The organism is bacterium, from assembly GCA_022616075.1.
Classification (GTDB): domain Bacteria; phylum Acidobacteriota; class HRBIN11; order JAKEFK01; family JAKEFK01; genus JAKEFK01.
In genome coordinates this window covers 35,042-51,160 of sequence record JAKEFK010000374.1, presented here as the reverse complement: position 1 = coordinate 51,160, position 16,119 = coordinate 35,042, and the positions used below count along the sequence as shown (strand labels likewise).

At 48.5% G+C, this 16,119-nt stretch carries 16 protein-coding genes; 13 read left to right on the top strand and 3 right to left on the bottom strand.

From position 1 onward, the window contains the following. Positions 1 to 33: 33 nt before the first annotated feature. The 6 genes from L0156_29220 to L0156_29195 all read left to right on the top strand — a co-directional run bounded on the left by L0156_29220 (position 34) and on the right by L0156_29195 (position 5,973). Complete coding sequence (locus tag L0156_29220) at positions 34 to 1,242, top strand: glycosyltransferase family 4 protein (protein MCI0607088.1); 1,209 nt, start codon at positions 34 to 36, stop codon at positions 1,240 to 1,242. After that, complete coding sequence (locus tag L0156_29215) at positions 1,239 to 2,216, top strand: GDP-mannose 4,6-dehydratase (protein MCI0607087.1); 978 nt, start codon at positions 1,239 to 1,241, stop codon at positions 2,214 to 2,216. Before L0156_29220 ends, L0156_29215 begins: the two co-directional genes overlap by 4 nt. Further along, positions 2,213 to 2,971, top strand: coding sequence for a polysaccharide deacetylase family protein (locus tag L0156_29210; GenBank protein ID MCI0607086.1), 759 nt, complete (start codon positions 2,213 to 2,215; stop codon positions 2,969 to 2,971). The genes L0156_29215 and L0156_29210 overlap by 4 nt, the downstream gene beginning before the upstream one ends. A gap of 42 nt (positions 2,972 to 3,013) precedes the next feature. Then, positions 3,014 to 3,583 carry an isoprenylcysteine carboxylmethyltransferase family protein gene (locus tag L0156_29205; protein MCI0607085.1) on the top strand — a complete coding sequence of 190 codons (570 nt, stop codon included), beginning with the start codon at positions 3,014 to 3,016 and terminating at the stop codon, positions 3,581 to 3,583. Between the two features lie 6 nt (positions 3,584 to 3,589). Beyond that, entirely contained in the window at positions 3,590 to 5,011 is a 1,422-nt protein-coding gene (locus L0156_29200) for an FAD-dependent oxidoreductase (GenBank protein MCI0607084.1), read from the top strand. Positions 5,012 to 5,109: 98 nt separating this feature from the next. Continuing rightward, on the top strand, positions 5,110 to 5,973 hold the full coding sequence (locus L0156_29195) for a GNAT family N-acetyltransferase (GenBank protein ID MCI0607083.1): 864 nt from the start codon (positions 5,110 to 5,112) through the stop codon (positions 5,971 to 5,973). 26 nt (positions 5,974 to 5,999) lie between these two features. On the opposite strand, the gene L0156_29190 is transcribed toward L0156_29195, so the two are convergent. Both L0156_29190 and L0156_29185 read right to left on the bottom strand, forming a co-directional pair. After that, positions 6,000 to 6,440, bottom strand: coding sequence for a hypothetical protein (locus L0156_29190; GenBank protein MCI0607082.1), 441 nt, complete (start codon positions 6,438 to 6,440; stop codon positions 6,000 to 6,002). A 41-nt stretch (positions 6,441 to 6,481) separates the two neighbouring features. Next, positions 6,482 to 7,993: a hypothetical protein gene (locus L0156_29185; protein MCI0607081.1), complete on the bottom strand. Its 1,512-nt coding sequence runs from the start codon at positions 7,991 to 7,993 to the stop codon at positions 6,482 to 6,484. A gap of 34 nt (positions 7,994 to 8,027) precedes the next feature. On the opposite strand from L0156_29185, the gene L0156_29180 reads away from it, so the two are divergent. From L0156_29180 to L0156_29160, 5 genes are all read left to right on the top strand, one after another. Next, positions 8,028 to 9,455: a glycosyltransferase family 39 protein gene (locus L0156_29180; GenBank protein MCI0607080.1), complete on the top strand. Its 1,428-nt coding sequence runs from the start codon at positions 8,028 to 8,030 to the stop codon at positions 9,453 to 9,455. Between the two features lie 50 nt (positions 9,456 to 9,505). Beyond that, on the top strand, positions 9,506 to 9,844 hold the full coding sequence (locus L0156_29175) for a metalloregulator ArsR/SmtB family transcription factor (protein MCI0607079.1): 339 nt from the start codon (positions 9,506 to 9,508) through the stop codon (positions 9,842 to 9,844). Then, positions 9,841 to 10,608 (top strand): SRPBCC domain-containing protein, encoded by a 768-nt coding sequence (locus L0156_29170; protein MCI0607078.1) that lies wholly within the window; start codon positions 9,841 to 9,843, stop codon positions 10,606 to 10,608. Before L0156_29175 ends, L0156_29170 begins: the two co-directional genes overlap by 4 nt. A 67-nt stretch (positions 10,609 to 10,675) precedes the next feature. Further along, positions 10,676 to 12,652: a rhomboid family intramembrane serine protease gene (locus tag L0156_29165; GenBank protein ID MCI0607077.1), complete on the top strand. Its 1,977-nt coding sequence runs from the start codon at positions 10,676 to 10,678 to the stop codon at positions 12,650 to 12,652. Then, entirely contained in the window at positions 12,618 to 13,403 is a 786-nt protein-coding gene (locus L0156_29160) for a hypothetical protein (protein ID MCI0607076.1), read from the top strand. The genes L0156_29165 and L0156_29160 overlap by 35 nt, the downstream gene beginning before the upstream one ends. A gap of 170 nt (positions 13,404 to 13,573) precedes the next feature. Here L0156_29160 and L0156_29155 read toward each other — a convergent pair whose 3' ends face one another. After that, on the bottom strand, positions 13,574 to 14,716 hold the full coding sequence (locus L0156_29155; protein ID MCI0607075.1) for a DUF2183 domain-containing protein: 1,143 nt from the start codon (positions 14,714 to 14,716) through the stop codon (positions 13,574 to 13,576). 135 nt (positions 14,717 to 14,851) lie between these two features. Here L0156_29155 and L0156_29150 point away from each other — a divergent pair, with 135 nt between their 5' ends. Together L0156_29150 and L0156_29145 are read left to right on the top strand one after the other, a co-directional pair. Further along, complete coding sequence (locus L0156_29150; protein ID MCI0607074.1) at positions 14,852 to 14,992, top strand: hypothetical protein; 141 nt, start codon at positions 14,852 to 14,854, stop codon at positions 14,990 to 14,992. Continuing rightward, on the top strand, positions 14,989 to 16,038 hold the full coding sequence (locus tag L0156_29145) for an ATP-dependent DNA ligase (protein MCI0607073.1): 1,050 nt from the start codon (positions 14,989 to 14,991) through the stop codon (positions 16,036 to 16,038). Before L0156_29150 ends, L0156_29145 begins: the two co-directional genes overlap by 4 nt. The last annotated feature ends 81 nt before the right edge of the window (positions 16,039 to 16,119 follow it).

The window sequence follows — 16,119 nt, the reverse complement described above, 5'->3', positions numbered from 1 at the left end:
GCGCCTTGGCGGTCCAATCATATGCGGTTTTGCATGGTTACCACGTTTTACCCTCCCTACAGTTTTGGCGGGGATGCAATCTACATTTACAGGCTGGTCCAGGAGCTCGCTCGGCGTGGACATAACATCGATGTCATTCATGACGCCGATTCTTTTTACCTGTTGGAAACAGAAGGCTTGAAAGGGGATTACCCGAATCACGATAACGTTACGGTTCACATCCTGAAAAGCAAAGCAGGGTTTTTGTCTCCGCTTCTGACTCAACAGACGAGCGTTCCTTACCTGAAACAGAAAAAGATACGGGAAGTGTTGGAGAAAAACCGTTACGATGTGATTCATTATCACAATATGTCTTTGATTGGACTTAAAGCGCTTCAATATGGTGATGCGGTTAAACTCTACACAACACACGAACACTGGCTGGTTTGTCCCATGCATGTGCTCTGGAAATATGATCGCGAAGTTTGTACATCGCGCAGTTGCATTGGCTGTCAGATTTACGGAAAAAGGCCTCCGCAATGGTGGCGCTACACGGATCTGATGAGAAAGATGTTGAACCATGTCGACATGTTTATCTCACCCAGTCGTTTCACTCTGAAGAAACATCACGAAATGGGATTGGATATTCCTATGGTCCACATTCCTTATTTCCTCGCAACAAAAAGTGGCGAAGATGAAGAATCTGCGTTTCCGCATACGGGTCCGTACTTCCTTTTTGTGGGAAGACTGGAGAAGATCAAAGGACTTCAGAATATAATTCCTTTGTTTCGGGATCATCCCGAATTTGAGCTCCTCATCGCTGGAGAGGGAACTTACACGGATCAACTAAAACAGATGGCGGCCGTATCGGAGAACATACAATTCCTGGGAAAACTCGGTCATTCAAAATTGCGCAATTACTACAAACACGCAAGAGCTGTGATTGTTCCTTCCATTTGTTATGAAGTTTTCGGAATTATCATCATTGAAGCTTTCTCACAGGAAACACCGGTGATCGTGAACAATTTGGGAGCTCTCCCTGAGGTGGTGGATGATAGCGGCGGTGGGATCATTTACAATAGTCAAGACGAACTTCTGGCAGCGATCAGGCGATTGGCCGAAGATGATCCTCTGCGGGAAGAACTTGGCCGAAAGGGTCACGGAGCATACTTGCAATACTGGAATGAGGAAAGTCACATACAGCAATATCTGGGATTGATTGAGCGAGTTCAGCAAAAACGTCTTGCGGGAGCAATGTCATGAAAGCGTTGATCACGGGCGGAGCCGGTTTTATTGGAAGCCACCTTGCTGAAAAGCTAATGGGGATGGGACATAGCGTTGATGTGATCGATGATCTTTCCACGGGCAACATCCGGAACATGTCTGGTTGCCAGGGCAAAGCGGAATTCCGTTTCATTCATGGTTCCGTGATGGATGAAGGGCTGATGCATATGCTGATCGACCGTAATGATATGGTCTATCATCTCGCAGCCGCAGTCGGCGTCAGCCTGATCGTGAAGCAGCCGGTGCGAACGATTGAAACCAACATCAAGGGCACGGAAGTCGTTTTGGAAATTGCAAAAAAATTTCGAAAGCGCGTGCTGCTTGCCAGCTCTTCAGAAGTTTACGGTAAGAGCGAAAAAGTTCCGTTCAGTGAAAATGATGATTGTGTTCTTGGCAGCACAAGTTTTTCACGCTGGAGTTATGCCTGTTCCAAAGCAATTGATGAATTCCTGGGGCTTGCCTATCACCGCCAGTTTGGTTTGCCTGTATTGATTCTGCGTTTCTTCAACACGGTCGGAGAGCGACAGACCGGACAATATGGAATGGTGATACCACGTTTTGTCAAGGCCGCGCTCCGTGGCGAACCGATTCAGGTGTACGGCGATGGCAAACAAACAAGGTGCTTTGCTCACGTAAAGGACGTTGTGAATGGAATGATTGCTCTGACCGAGGATGCCGGCTCGTACGGTCACGTTTACAACATCGGTTCGATCGAAGAAATTTCCATTGAGGACCTGGCCATACGGATCAAGGCATTGACCGGCAGCAACTCCGAAATTCGTTATGTTCCGTACGAAGAAGCATACAGTCACGCATTTGATGATCTCAGAAGAAGAGTCCCTTCGCTGGATAAGATTCAGAAGCGGGTCGGCTATAAACCGGTAAAGACGCTGGATGAAATACTGAAAACCATCATCGAATGGATGCGCGCTGAACCGTATGACGACAAATGATTTGCATTCCAATACTCACTTATCATTCCTTAGATTCCAGCGGTTCGGTGATTTCCACGGCGCCTGAAAAATTCCGACGCCAGATGAAAAATCTTTCCGATGCTTCCTTTGAAGTTATGAAACTTCGCGATGTTGCCGGGCGAATCCGCGAGAATCGTGATCTACCTTCAAAAAGCGTAGCCATCACGTTCGATGATGGATTTCAGAGTGTCTATGATGTCGCCCATCCTGTGCTGAAGGAATATGGATATCCTGCCACCGTTTTTCTGGTCACTTCGTTTTGCGGGAAAAATAACCGCTGGTACGGCCAGCCGGACAACATTCCCAGCTTTGATCTGCTCACATGGGACCAGATTGCGCAGATGAAGGAAGAGCAAATCGAATTCGGAGTGCATACAGCAACACATCCAGACCTTACGCGGCTTCCGGGGTCAAAGATATCGGAAGAAATAGTCGGCGCGCGCAAGACTCTGCAAGACCGGACAGGGCAACAGGAGGTTGCGTTCGCTTACCCTTATGGAAAACAATCGGCTGCCGCAAGAGCCATTGTGGAGTCTCATTTCTATGCAGCCTGTTCTACAAAAATGGAATTTGCAACGCCTCAGTCGGATGTTCATTTTTTGCCGCGCATTGACATGTACTATTTTGCCAACAACGATCTTTTCTCCACAATCGGCACTCCTTCCTTCGATCGATTTGTAGGGTTTCGCAAAACGCTTCGCGGTTTTAAGCGAATGATCACAGGGGGTTTGTAACGCCGGCTTCTAGCCGGCAAAATTGCTTATACTAACGTTTCAATGCCTCTAAGACTTTTACTTTTCGGCGGACTGTTGCTGCACAAATTGATCTGGGAGATCTGGAAAAGAAAATATCCTTCAGCCCAGCAGGTTCAACTCAAACCGCGTAACCCATTGCAAATTGTGCTGAAGTTGATAAAAATCGCGCTGCTGATTTTTTTTCTCGTTCAAACACTGTTTTTGGATGTGCTGCCGATCAAGGATCCTCCCTCTTTTGTGCGGAATCTCGGTTTGATTCTGTTTGTCCTGGGACTCTGTATGTCGATTAGCGCGCGCATTCATTTGGGTCCGAACTGGCGGAATGTTGAGGATCTACAGCTGGCGGAAAAACACTTGCTGGTGACAAATGGAATCTATCGTTTCGTACGGCATCCGATTTATGCGGGTGATTTGCTGCTGGTCATCGGCCTGCAGCTGGCGTTGCAGTCCTGGTTGTTTCTGCTGGGACTATTGATCGCGGTGGTGATCGTCCGCCAGGCAATTGCTGAAGAGAAATTGCTTTTAACGAAATTCCCGGAATACCATGATTACTGTGTGCGAACAAAACGATTTCTCCCCTTTCTTATTTAGACTTCGATGAAACGGCCTCATGTGGTAGTTTTGGGGGCCGGACCGGCAGGTTTAGGCGCAGCGTTTCATCTGGCTCGGAGGGGAGTGACCGACGTAACTGTCCTTGAACAGAACCCGCACGCCGGAGGCAATGCAGGAAGCTTTGAGATTGAGGGCATCCGCGTCGATTTTGGCAGTCATCGTCTGCATCCGGCCTGCGATCCGGAAGTGCTGAAGGACATACGAAGTCTGTTGGGCAACGATTTACTCGAACGGCCCCGTCACGGCCGGATTCGCATGCAAGGGCGGTGGATCCACTTCCCGTTGCGTTTGATCGATCTGGCTCTTCGTCTTCCTCCCAGTTTCGTTGCAGGAGTGATTACGGATCGGATCGGCAAATTTTTCCGGAAGAGTACAAGGAAGCAGGACTCTTTTGCGAGTGTTCTGGAAGCCGGCCTTGGAAGCACGATCTGTCGCGATTTTTATTTTCCCTACGCGCGAAAATTGTGGGGTGTGCCTCCGGAAGAACTGGCTGCAGTTCAGGCTCATCGAAGAATCTCCGCAAGCTCTCTGACGAAAATTTTGTGGAAAATCCTTTCCACCATGCCGGGACTTCGTTCACCCGGAGATGGTTACTTTTTTTATCCGCGCCTGGGCTACGGACAAATCTCCGATGCGTTCAAAGATGCTGCGCTAAAAGAAGGCGCCCAAATCCATTTTCAAGCGCGTGTCGAGCAGGTGGAGCTATCAGAGAACAGAATGACGGGTGTGCGCTATCAAAAAGACGGCACTTCACATGAACTGAAAGCCGGCAATGTTTTCTCCACAATTCCTGTGAATGTGCTTGCCCGAAGCGCTTCGCCTGGTCCACCGCAATCCGTGTTGGATGCGGCGACAAAAATTCGCTTCCGCGGAATGATTCTGGTGTATCTCGTTTTGGATGAGGATCGCTTTACAGAATACGATGCTCACTATTTTCCGGAACCGGAGATTACCATCTCGCGTCTTTCCGAGCCCAAGATTTTTTCCAATGGAACAGGAACGGCGGGAATCACCGTTTTGTGCGGTGAGATTCCGTGTGACGTGAATGGCCCTATCTGGAAGCAAGCGGATGAGGAACTCGGGCAGGTTGCGCTGGAGTCGTTGCGGCGCGCTGAAATTCCGATTACGGCGAACGTCCGAAAGATTCTAGTTCGCCGGTTGCCCAACGCTTATCCCGTTTATTACCAGGGTTATGAAAAATATTTTGAAGGGTTGGATCGGTGGTGCAATCAGGTAGAAGGTCTTGTGAGCTTTGGCCGTCAGGGACTTTTTGTGCATGACAATACACACCATGCTTTATTCATGGGTTACGCGGCGTCAAAATGTCTTTCAGACGATGGACAATTCGATCGCAAACGCTGGGAACAATACCGCAAGATGTTTGAATCCCACGTGGTGGAAGATTGAAAACAAAGTAGCGCGGACGTCTCGTCCGCGGGCATATGGAGCGCAGGCTTCCAGCCTGCATTACGGGCCGCGGGCATCCTGCCCGCAATCTTAGAGCTATGGAATACCGCTTTCTTGATGACTTCGACCTGATTGATTTACATCCTATCTTCCTCCGCGCTTTTTCCGATTATTTCGTTCCGATGAATCTTACGCGGGATCAGTTTTCCGAACTTTTAACGCGAAGAGGAGGACAAAAGGAATTATCCGTTGCGGCATTTCAGGAGGACGAGCCGGTTGGATTCACAATCAATGCGTTCGATCACTATCAAGGGATTCCTACCATCTATGATGTAGCAACCGGAATTGTTCCTGAAGCGAGACGAAAAGGAATCGCTCAAGGAATATTCGAATTCAGCTTATCCAGACTGAAAGGAACGGGAGCCACTCGATACGTGCTTGAAGTATTCGCGAAAAACTCCGCGGCGTTCACTTTATATAAAAAGACAGGTTTTTCCGTTGAGCGAGATCTCGAGATTTTCTCCGGTCCAAAAGAAGCGCAGTCCCGCCAGTCTTCTTTCACCATAAAAACGATCGAGCCGATGTGGGAACTCTTTGAACGATTCTGGGACTGGCATCCCTCCTGGCAAAATTCAATATCATCGATACAGCGAAGCAAAATGCCAAAAATTTTGCTTGGCATCTTTAGTGGATCCCAGCTCATTGGTTACGGCATCGTATTTCCTGACACTGGTGACATACCGCAATTTGCCATTCAACATGATCACAGAAAACAGGGCGCAGGCGCAGCACTGCTGGCCGCTCTTCAAACACACGTTCAACCGGGAAGATCCGCGCGCATTGGAAATGTGGATGGATCGGCTACCGGAACCATCACCTTTTTGCGGCGAATCGGTTTTGAATGGTCTTCCGCGCAATACGAAATGCAGATGAATTTTAGTGAAACCTTAGACACCAGTTGAACACCGATTCATTTTCCTGCCGCAAACTATGCGGCTTCAAAACGGAAGCGGTCACCGGATTTGGCCAGCTCGGTAAGGATCTCGGAAACATCCTGAAGATCCTGGAATAGGGCATCCACCAGTTCGTTGTGCGGCCCTCGCATTCGGAATTCTATCCTGGAGGAGGAATCTTTTACCGATGCTTTCAGTCCCTCAATTGACTTCAATCCTTCTTCAGCACTGTGCCATTCCAGCTGATCGCGCAATCGTTTCTTCAATTTTTCAGCTTTTTCTCCTTCCACCATATCAATTGCTGAACGAAGTAAGTCAGGTTCCATATAAGTGAAAGAATCGATGGTAGGGATATTCAGATTCCTGGCCAGTTCCTCAAGACTCGAAATTGCATGGGGGATAATGTTTCCGTATTCCCGGTCAGGAAAAAAGACCGGCCCCTTTTTCTCCGATCTAACCATCAATGCGGTCGACATTGCACCACTCCTTAGCGTCGCTCTTGCGCTATTTTACCAAACTATAAATGGAGTTCATCGCGTGTATGTCCCGAACGGCGCCAGGTAAAATAGAGAACACAGGCGGTTACCAGAAAGACTGGCAAGGGAGAGGCGCCGAACGGTAGTAATTCTTTCAGAGCTTGCATGCGGCTCAGGGTTGTGAAAACAGGCAACTCCAAGCCGTCACTAAGAATCTGCTTCACAGGTTCCAGAATTCCTGAGCCTCGTTCCACGTCGCGGTACATCGCGAGACACCAGGATTGAAACAGAGCCACCAGTGACACCAGCAATGCAAGTGCGCGAGGCAAGGCCATGAGTACCATCACAGCCGGTATAAACAAGAAAGGGACGATCGCCACCAGATACCGGATTCCGGTATTGAATTGCAAGTTGGTGTAATTGACTCCACTAAAAAAAATCCAAAGACCGAGAAAGAAGAGGAAAAAGAACGTTTTTTCCAATCGCGGGAAATTGTAACGCCGGATCAAGAAGGAAAAGGGAGCCAACAATAAAAGGGGACAGCTCAAAAACAAACCGTAACGGTAATCAAACAACAGGGACCACATCAAATGTGGTCTCGGACCCACAAACCCGCGAAACCCTGTTTCCACCCATGGGTTGATCACCGGCATGTGGTATTGCGGTGGATAAAACGGATGCCCAAAACTCCTCCATTGATAGAACCACAGTAAGAGAATCGGAAGAAACGCGCTCGCAATAAATAGCAAGCTATTCCCCAAACGATTTTCTTTGTTCTTAAACCATCCGTACACGAAGAGTAAAGTAAGTAAGATGACGCCGCTGTAATCCAGCAATACGGCGAGTCCGCCTGCGAGTCCGGCCAAAGTAAAGCGCCATTCCACTTTCCAATTCGTTCGCGTGGCTGGATTCCACAAAAGCGTGAAACCGGCAAAAACGATGTGTGCCGTCATTAAGTTTTGATTCAGCGTTCCGGTGCGAAAAAAAATGGGAGTAGCAAATCCATAAAGAATGGATAGCCAGAAAGCGATTCGGTTGGAATCAAAAATGCGGCGCAAAACGTAAAACATCATCACAACACCGGCAGCCGATAAAGGCGCCATGCAGAAAACTTGCATAACCAATGCGGCGAGTCCCAGCTTGATGTCCAGTCCGCGCTGCCACGCTTGCGCATAAAACTTGCGCGCCATCGGCCACGGGGAATCATAATGAGGCGGACTCACCGATCCGGACGCGCTCCGGCTGTTCCGTACGCGATCGACAAGAGGATCGATCCAGAACCGGTTCAAGAAATAGGGCAGCGATGCGATCATCGAAGCGCCTGGATTGTTATTGATGTGCCATCCGTATCCTTTCTTCTCAAAAAGATCCGGATGTAAACCGGCGTACTCATCCACTCGAAACGAGCAATGATCTCCTAGCGAGGCAGCAAGATAAATTTCGCGAACGATGTTTGTCGCAAAATGCAAAGCGTAAAGGATCCAGCAGGTGAAGAACAAACGAACGGCAATTCCGCGCGTTGAAAAGCGCCATGCTGACGGCTGAGAAGCCATAGTTTTCCAGCTTAGAATAGGGCAAAATAGCGGCATGAACAACGACCATCGCGATGCATTATTCAACATGCTGTTTCTCTTCACTCTTGGTGTCGCGACTTTTTTACGCATGTACCGTTTAAACGAAGGTCTGTGGTTTGATGAAGTGCTCACAGCCGTTCGTTACGTAAGGCTTCCGTTCAACGAACTGATATTTGCATTTGATTCTGAGAATCAGCATTTCTTTTATTCCATCCTTGCTCATTTATCTATAGTGCTGTTTGGTGAAAGTGAATGGGCCCTCCGTTTGCCGGCAGTCATCTTCGGCGTAGGCGCCCTCTGGCTCGTTTCCCGGTTTGGATGTGAGGTTACTAACCGGTTAGAAGCCCTTCTCACGGTGGGCCTGTTGTGTGTTTCGTATTTCCACATCTGGTTCAGTCAGAATGCAAGAGGCTATACGGGCCTTCAATTCTGGACCATGGCAAGCGCGCTGCTTCTCTTGCGCTGTCTGGCGTCCAATGACCGCAAGAAATGGATGCTTTACGGAGTAACGCTCGCTTTAGGAATGTACACACAGCTGACGATGTTATTTGTTCCTGCAGGTCACTTTGTTATTTATTTGTGGAAGGTCCGGCGCGAGATAAAAGTACGGCCATGGGACGGACTTCTGTATGGATTTTGTCTTGGTGGCCTGCTCACGCTCCTTTTGTACTCACCTGTTCTCGGGAAAATGTTTCTGACAATGGGCGAAGAAAGTACGGTGGCCATGTGGAAGCAGCCCCTGTGGACCCTACTTGAGATCGTTCGAGGAATGAAATTGCATTTTGCTGGAGGCATCGTCGCTCTGGTCGCTTTGCTCATCTTCGGAGCAGGCCTCTTCAGCTATAGCCGCACAAAGCCAATCGTCGTTCAATTGTTGATCCTGCCCGTTTTGATCGGGTCAGTGATTACTCTGGCTCTCGGACATCCCCTGTGGCCCCGTTTCTTCTTTTTTAATTTTGGTCTGGCAATGCTTGTTCTGGTTCGGGGAACCATGTCCCTTGGAGCTCTTTTGGTTCCGGAGAAGTACGGCCGGTTTCCAGGCACAGCCATCTGCATCCTGTTGATTTTGCTTTCCGCGCTTGCATTGCCTCGAGCATATGGCCCGAAACAGGATTTTCTCGGAGCCAGGATTTTTGTGGAAAAGAACAAATCGCCCCGCGACGTGATCGCGACAGCCGGGAGAATTAGGCTGGTCTATCACGGGTACCATCGCCTTCCATACGAGAAAGTAGAAACACCGGAATCCCTGCGCGCTTTGCAATCTGATGGTTCACAGTTGTGGGTGCTGTACATATTTCCGGAAGATGCAAGAACTCTGTATCCGGAAATGATGAAAGCGCTGGAAAAGGATTTCGATCTGATCAAGACCTTCGATGGTTCGCTGAACGGCGGAACGGTTTATGTGCGACGAAACCGCCAAGACGCCAAGGCGCCAAGATAGAGAGGATTTTTTTTCTTGACTTTATTTTAGTTTATACTAAAATATAGCACATGGAAGTATTTCAAGCATTGCAAACGCCGAGAAGGCGGGAGATTTTGCGATTGGTTTGGGACGAAGAGCTCTCTGCCGGTGAGATCTGCCGGCGTCAGCGTGATGTCACGTTCGGAGCTGTTTCCCAGCATCTTCGCATTCTGGAGGAGGCTGGCCTCGTGTCAAAGCGTGAAGAAGGAACGTTCCGTTTTTACCTCGCAAGAAAGGAGGAGCTGGGAGCTCTCCGCAAATACCTGGAGCAAATGTGGGACGACGCTTTGTATCGCTTGAAGATTCGCGCCGAGCTGGAAAGTGCCCGGCGTGGGCCACGACAAAAGAAAAGGAGTAAATCATCATGACCACCGGTCTGACACACAATCTGGAAAGGAAGATTCTGATTTGCGCAAAGCGGTCAACGGTATTTCGATATTTCACCGATTCGAAACGTTTCGCCGATTGGTGGGGCGAGGGATCCACTATAGAAGGGCGGCCGGGAGGGTCAATGAAAATCCGCTTTCCCAATGGAATCCAGGCTTCAGGGAAAATCCTGGAGATCGAGCCACCCGAAAGAATTGTGTTTTCTTATGGTTTTGATTCGGGCAAACCGATTCCACCGGAAGGCTCGCTGGTCACGATCACATTACAAGAACTTTCGGACGGCACACAGGTTACGCTGCGGCACGAGTTGTCTGATGCGGCTGTGCGTGATGAGTTCATCCAAGGATGGCGTTATCAGCTCGCTCTCTTTGCAAACGTTGCTTCCTGCGACCAGCATTCCGATATCCAGAACAAAGTGGATGCTTATTTCGAGTTGTGGAATTCGAAAGATCCGGAGGCACGAAGGCAGAAGATGGAGACGCTCCTGGAAGGAAATATGAGTTTTCAGGATAAGTACAGCTGCACATCCGGACTTGAGGATTTGAATGGGCATCTTTCCGCGATCCATCATTTCATGCCAGGCTTGACGATTGTTAGAGATGGCGACGTCCACGAATGTCAGGGCGCTGTGCTTGCGCATTGGAAAGTATTGAAAACGGATGGAACAGAAATGAGCAAAGGCACGAACATTTTTCTACTCTCGCCGGCAGGAAGAATCCGTTGGGTCACAGGCTTCTGGGGATAGTTTGTAGTTTGCGAGTCGTCCGCACCACATCGGGAATGCTGTATGATAAAAAAGCGCTCCTGCTGCTATGTTGCTCATACCTTATGGTCATGAAGATCAAGTTGTCAGACGACGATCCTGGATCACTTACTTTTTGATCGGACTCAATGTTCTGATTTTTGTTACCCTCTCATCCTCTGCGCCCGATGAAGTTGAAATAGACAAAGCTGCACAGGATATGCTTCGCTACTACCGGGACCACCCTTACCTGGAGCTACCGCAGAATCTGCTGAAACTTTTCGATCAGGAATCACTTAAAGAAGTCGGGGAGAAAGACATCTCGGGTCTGACGGACCAGCAAATCGCAGAGGAGCAGGCGGTTCTGGATAAAAAAGCTGAAAACGTTTGGAAGATGATCGAGGAATCCCCTGATTTTCAATACGGTCATCGTCCGGTTAAGCCCCACTGGTGGAGTTTTATCACCAGCATGTTTTTGCACGGTAACTGGGAGCATCTCCTTGGAAACATGCTTTTCCTCTACATCGCCGGTTGCACGATTGAGGATCTTTGGGGAAAACCTCTTTATCTCACCTTTTATCTGAGCGGTGGAATTCTGGCTGCGTGGACGCATGATTTGAAATTCCCGGAAAGCGAAGTCCCTTTAATCGGCGCATCCGGAGCAATTGCCGCGATCATGGGCGCGTTTCTTGTGCGGCTGTATAACACTCGTATCAAGTTTTTCTATTTGATTGGAATTTGGATTCGCGGCACTTTTCTTGCTCCCGCATGGATTGCTCTTCCTTTGTGGTTACTCATCCAGTTCTGGTCCGCCGCGACTCTTGGAGAAAGCGCCGGTGTGGCTTTCTGGGCTCATATCGGCGGTTTCCTTTTCGGAGCGGTATTCGGAATTGCGATGAATGTGCTCCGGTTCGAAGAAAAATTCATTGACCCATACATTGAGAAGAAGATTGGAATTGTTCAGGATTCCCGTTTCCTTCGCGCGATGGAATTATCGCAAAAATCAAATTATGTGCAGGCAAAAGAACTTTTGCATCAGGTAATCCAATCGGAGCCGGATCATGTCGAAGCATATATGGAATTAAAGAGGATTGCGCTCCTTAATGGAAATGAAGAAGCGGACCGCCAATATACGGCAAATTTATTGGAAGCATTAATACGCAAAAGGGACGTTAATTTGATATGGGATATTTACAGCGAATACGGACGAGGCACTATAAGATCAAAAGCGCTTCCGCCAAAAACGTTACTCGGATTGGCCGCTTTTTATGAACATTTACCGGATTATAGAACCAGTCTTGAAATATATGAAAAGTTGATCGGGATTTACCCCGATGATCCTTTGACGATCCAGGCCTTAATCAAAGCAGGTCATCTTTGCATGGATAAGTTGGATCTCAAGCAAAGAGGCATCGAGTTTTTGTCAAAGGCGTATTCGCATCCAAAGGTGGATTCGCAATGGCATGCCATATTGAAATCTGATCTGCAACGATATCGCATCTTCATTACGCCTAAGACCCCGGAGTTGGATGAATCAATATTCGATCCGCACACTATCGAAACTCCGAAGGACGCCGACTTTGTGCTTCTGCCGGATCCCGGTTTCAATCAAAATAGCACAACCGTTTCCTGTTGGATTGAAAGATGCACAGTGGAAGGGATGCAATTACGAAATGAGAAACAGGAACACGGACTCCTCCCGTGGAAACAGATTCGTTATATTTCTGTTGGACGGATCAAGAATCCATCTCCCACTGCGCCAAAGGCTGAAAAAGATTACCTTGTCCTGGATCTTGTTGTGCCTGATCCAACCAACAGGGGCAAGTATATTCATTACCGGACATTCAGTTACCGTTTTGATTTCAAAAAGATGTTTCCTGGCGCGCCGCTAACTTCCGGCGAATCTTACAAGAAGATGATTGAAAACATTCTCGCCAGCAGCAATGCCACGCCGATGCCGGATGAGAGCAAATGTCTCTCCGGTTTTGCCACTTATAGACGGTTAAAGGAATATGAAAACGAACTCAAGCAACAGCTCGGGCTGTAAAGTTTACGCCATTCTCTTTATGTTGCTCTTTGGTTTCCTTCAGGTTTGCCACGCCGACTTTCTCGTACATTTGAAGGATGGGACGTCAAAAAGAGTTAGTAAGATGGAGTTCCGCGGTGAGAAAACCTACTTGTTTCTTTCTACCGGGATAACCACCACCGTGCGGACCGACGCAATTGATTATCGCAATATGGGCTTGAAGCGTCCGGATTTTCCGTATGGTTTCTCCACCGATGGCATAACGGTCCACAAGATCGAGCAAGTCGAGGTAAAGACTGGTCCCTCACAGGAGGAGCTAAAAGCTCAATGGGATTCTGCTGCCCAAACGGCCGTTGCTGTTCGACCGGCCGGCTCGGTCGGAAAAGGTCAAACGGTCCATATTGTTCAGAAAGGTCCCTTTTCCACGACCGTCATTGTTCGTGACAAAAGGACAAATAGTTATAGAAGAATCGTGCTGAGCGACGAAATGTTTCAGGAAAATTTTGAGCTGACAACGCAGAAGGTAGCCGCCAGAACTAAAATAAAGAAACCCGAGCCGACCGAGGAACCGAAAGAGCCCGAACCGGTTCAGGTAGTCAGCCTACCTGCAAAAAAGATCGCACCAGTCGAAAAGCGATCACCTGCGTCTCCCTGGATTCCACTCGGAATGAGTTTCGGGCTCCTCGCACTTGGCTTCGCTTCGACAATATTCTTATCTAAACAAGGTCGTAGTGGCAGAGCATTTTCCATCCCGCGTGTATACAAACGTTAACTAACTAAAGGTTCTCCCTCAACTCTAAATTGTATTTGCATGAAAATGGTCTGCTAGCCTCCCGGACGAAGTAGAGCATTTGTTGGCAGGACGTATGCTCGTGCTATGACAGGCAGCGTGAGAGAACAATCTCATTCGAAGACAATGGCAAATGCTCTGCCACTACTTTTCTATTTTTCCTTAAGTTGTTTTTCGATTGCCCCGCGATCAATTTCGCTCTTTTTGTTTTCTGTTGCTTCGATTTTTACCGTAGGGGCTTCTTTTTTCACAAGTTCCGCTTTTTCATTTGCAATCTTTTCGGCCATGATTTCGGGAAATTTGTCCGGTTTAATCCAGCCCTGTTCGATTGCATGTCTTGCAGCTGCAAGAGTGTCATCCGTCAGGATCAACGTGCTTCCCGCGTCAATTACTTTTTTGGCGAGCTCCCGAATTGCCGCCGGCCTTTTTAGATTGCGACTTACGTTTCGTATGTAGATTGCGAGAATCCGTTTCGGGTACATCGACAGGACCTCATGATAGATCTCAGGGTCCTTTTGTCCGCTGTCGCCAATCAAAAGGAAAGGAAGACCCGGCAAGAGATCCAGAATATGCCGGATTGATTGCAATTTATGCTCGCGATGTTTGTGAGGAAGACCGCTGCGGTAAGTTCCCCAATCCCGAAGCAGTAAAGGTCCAATGGGAATATTCTGCAAGTTAAAAAATTCCATCAACAGATCATATAGATTCCAGGGGCTGCTTGATACATAAAAAAGCGGATTGGTCGGTTTGCCATCTTCTTCGTGCAAGGCCTGGTAAAATGCTGCGACGCCTTTGAATGGCATCCGGGTCCTGGCATTTCCCAGCGCCACGTTTTTTACCATGCGAAGAAAATTGGTGGCATCCGATTGCAACACGGTGTCATCCATATCACTGATAACTCCAAATCTCGCACCTTTAGGAGCTACCATGACAAGTCCCGTTTCACGAATCGGTTCTTGAGCGGGATGGAACGGACTTAACAGCTGCAAATCCACCGGATGCCAGAGATTCTCATCCGGTAAGGGCTCTGGTGTTTGCAAAGTGACCGTAAAGTACCCTTCTTCATTTGCCGTTACTTCTTCGGAAACCTGATTCATCGACGCGATTAATCGCGCGCCGGGAATCTCATCGCTTTCAAATCTTTTCCAAACATTTCGAAGATTTTTCCATGCCGAATCGTGTTCCGTGGAAAGACCCACGTTTTTGTTTTCCAGGACCCGGCCTTTGAGAAAGATTTTGAATGAGCTCCCGTAACCCCTGTACGGAACAATCTGCGGATTTTTGATGCGAGACATGATTTTGCCGTTCTACGTTAGCGAAGTAGCGCGGACGTCCCGTCTGCGTATGCCTCAGGCGAGACGCCCGAGCTACTTTGATTACGAATTGTATCCCCGACACAGGGTTCCGTATACTATTTAGGATAGGATCTCATGCCAAAGAAGAAACACAAAAAGACGGCTGCGGAGAGAAAATCAAAGTTGCTTCTGACGATTGTGATCAGCGGGGTGATTATCCTAAGCGTGATTCTTTTTTTGCTCAATTACGTCTACGGACCTCCGGTAAATAAATGAAGCTTCCTGTTCAGCCTCCCATTCAGCCAATGCTCGCTGTTCTTTCACGCCAACTTCCGGAAGAAAACGGATGGATATTTGAGCCCAAGTGGGATGGGTTTCGTGCGCTGGTTTTCTGGGATGGCGATGAGCTTATGATCCAAAGCCGCGACCTGAAACCATTGGGCCGGTATTTTCCGGAGCTTGAGGAGCACCTGAAGAGAATTATTCCTAAAAAAATCGTCCTGGACGGTGAAGTTGTAATTGCGAGCTCAAAAGGTCTTGATTTTGATGCTCTGCAAATGAGAATTCATCCGGCCGCATCGCGCATCGCCAAGCTCGCAAAAGAAATTCCTGCGTCTTTTGTTGCTTTTGATCTGCTGGCGCATCTTGGTACGAATTACATGAACCTTCCTTTCGAGAAACGGCGGAAAAAACTGGAACTGATCGCTTCGAGATTCAGACCACCGGTTTATTTGACTCCCGCTACAACGGACATCGCCACGGCAAAAGATTGGTTTGTTCGTTTTGAAGGAGCCGGGCTGGATGGTGTGATCGCCAAAGAGGCGAATGAGATTTACATTCCCGGCAAGCGCGTGATGATGAAAATAAAACATCAGCGCACGATCGATTGTGTTGTCGGTGGTTTTCGCTGGTACAAAGATCAAAAAGGGAAGGCGATCGGCTCATTGTTGCTGGGATTGTATCGTGGGAAAACGTTGCATTATGTGGGGCATGCTTCGAATTTTCAAAAAGAGGAACGCCAGAAACTCGTAAAATTCTTGAAACCATACCGGGACAAAACGGGTGCTGACGGATTTGGAGCAGGCCGAGCGCCCGGCGGAATCAGCAGATGGTCGCAGGCCGACGCCGCTACGAACTGGGTGCGTTTGCGTCCGGAGCTTGTCTGTGAAGTCGCGTTTGATCATTTGCAGGGGGAACGCTTTCGCCACGCTGCCTCATTCTTGCGTTGGCGTCACGACAAACCGCGCAAAGAATGCACGTTCGATCAAATCGAGACGGCCGTTCCTTTCGAACTCCAACAAATCTTTAAATGGGGCACCTAAATTCACCGCAGAGCACGCCGAGAGCGCAGTGATAAGAAATGAAAATTCTCTTTTTACCTCTGCGCCCTCAGCGATCTCTGC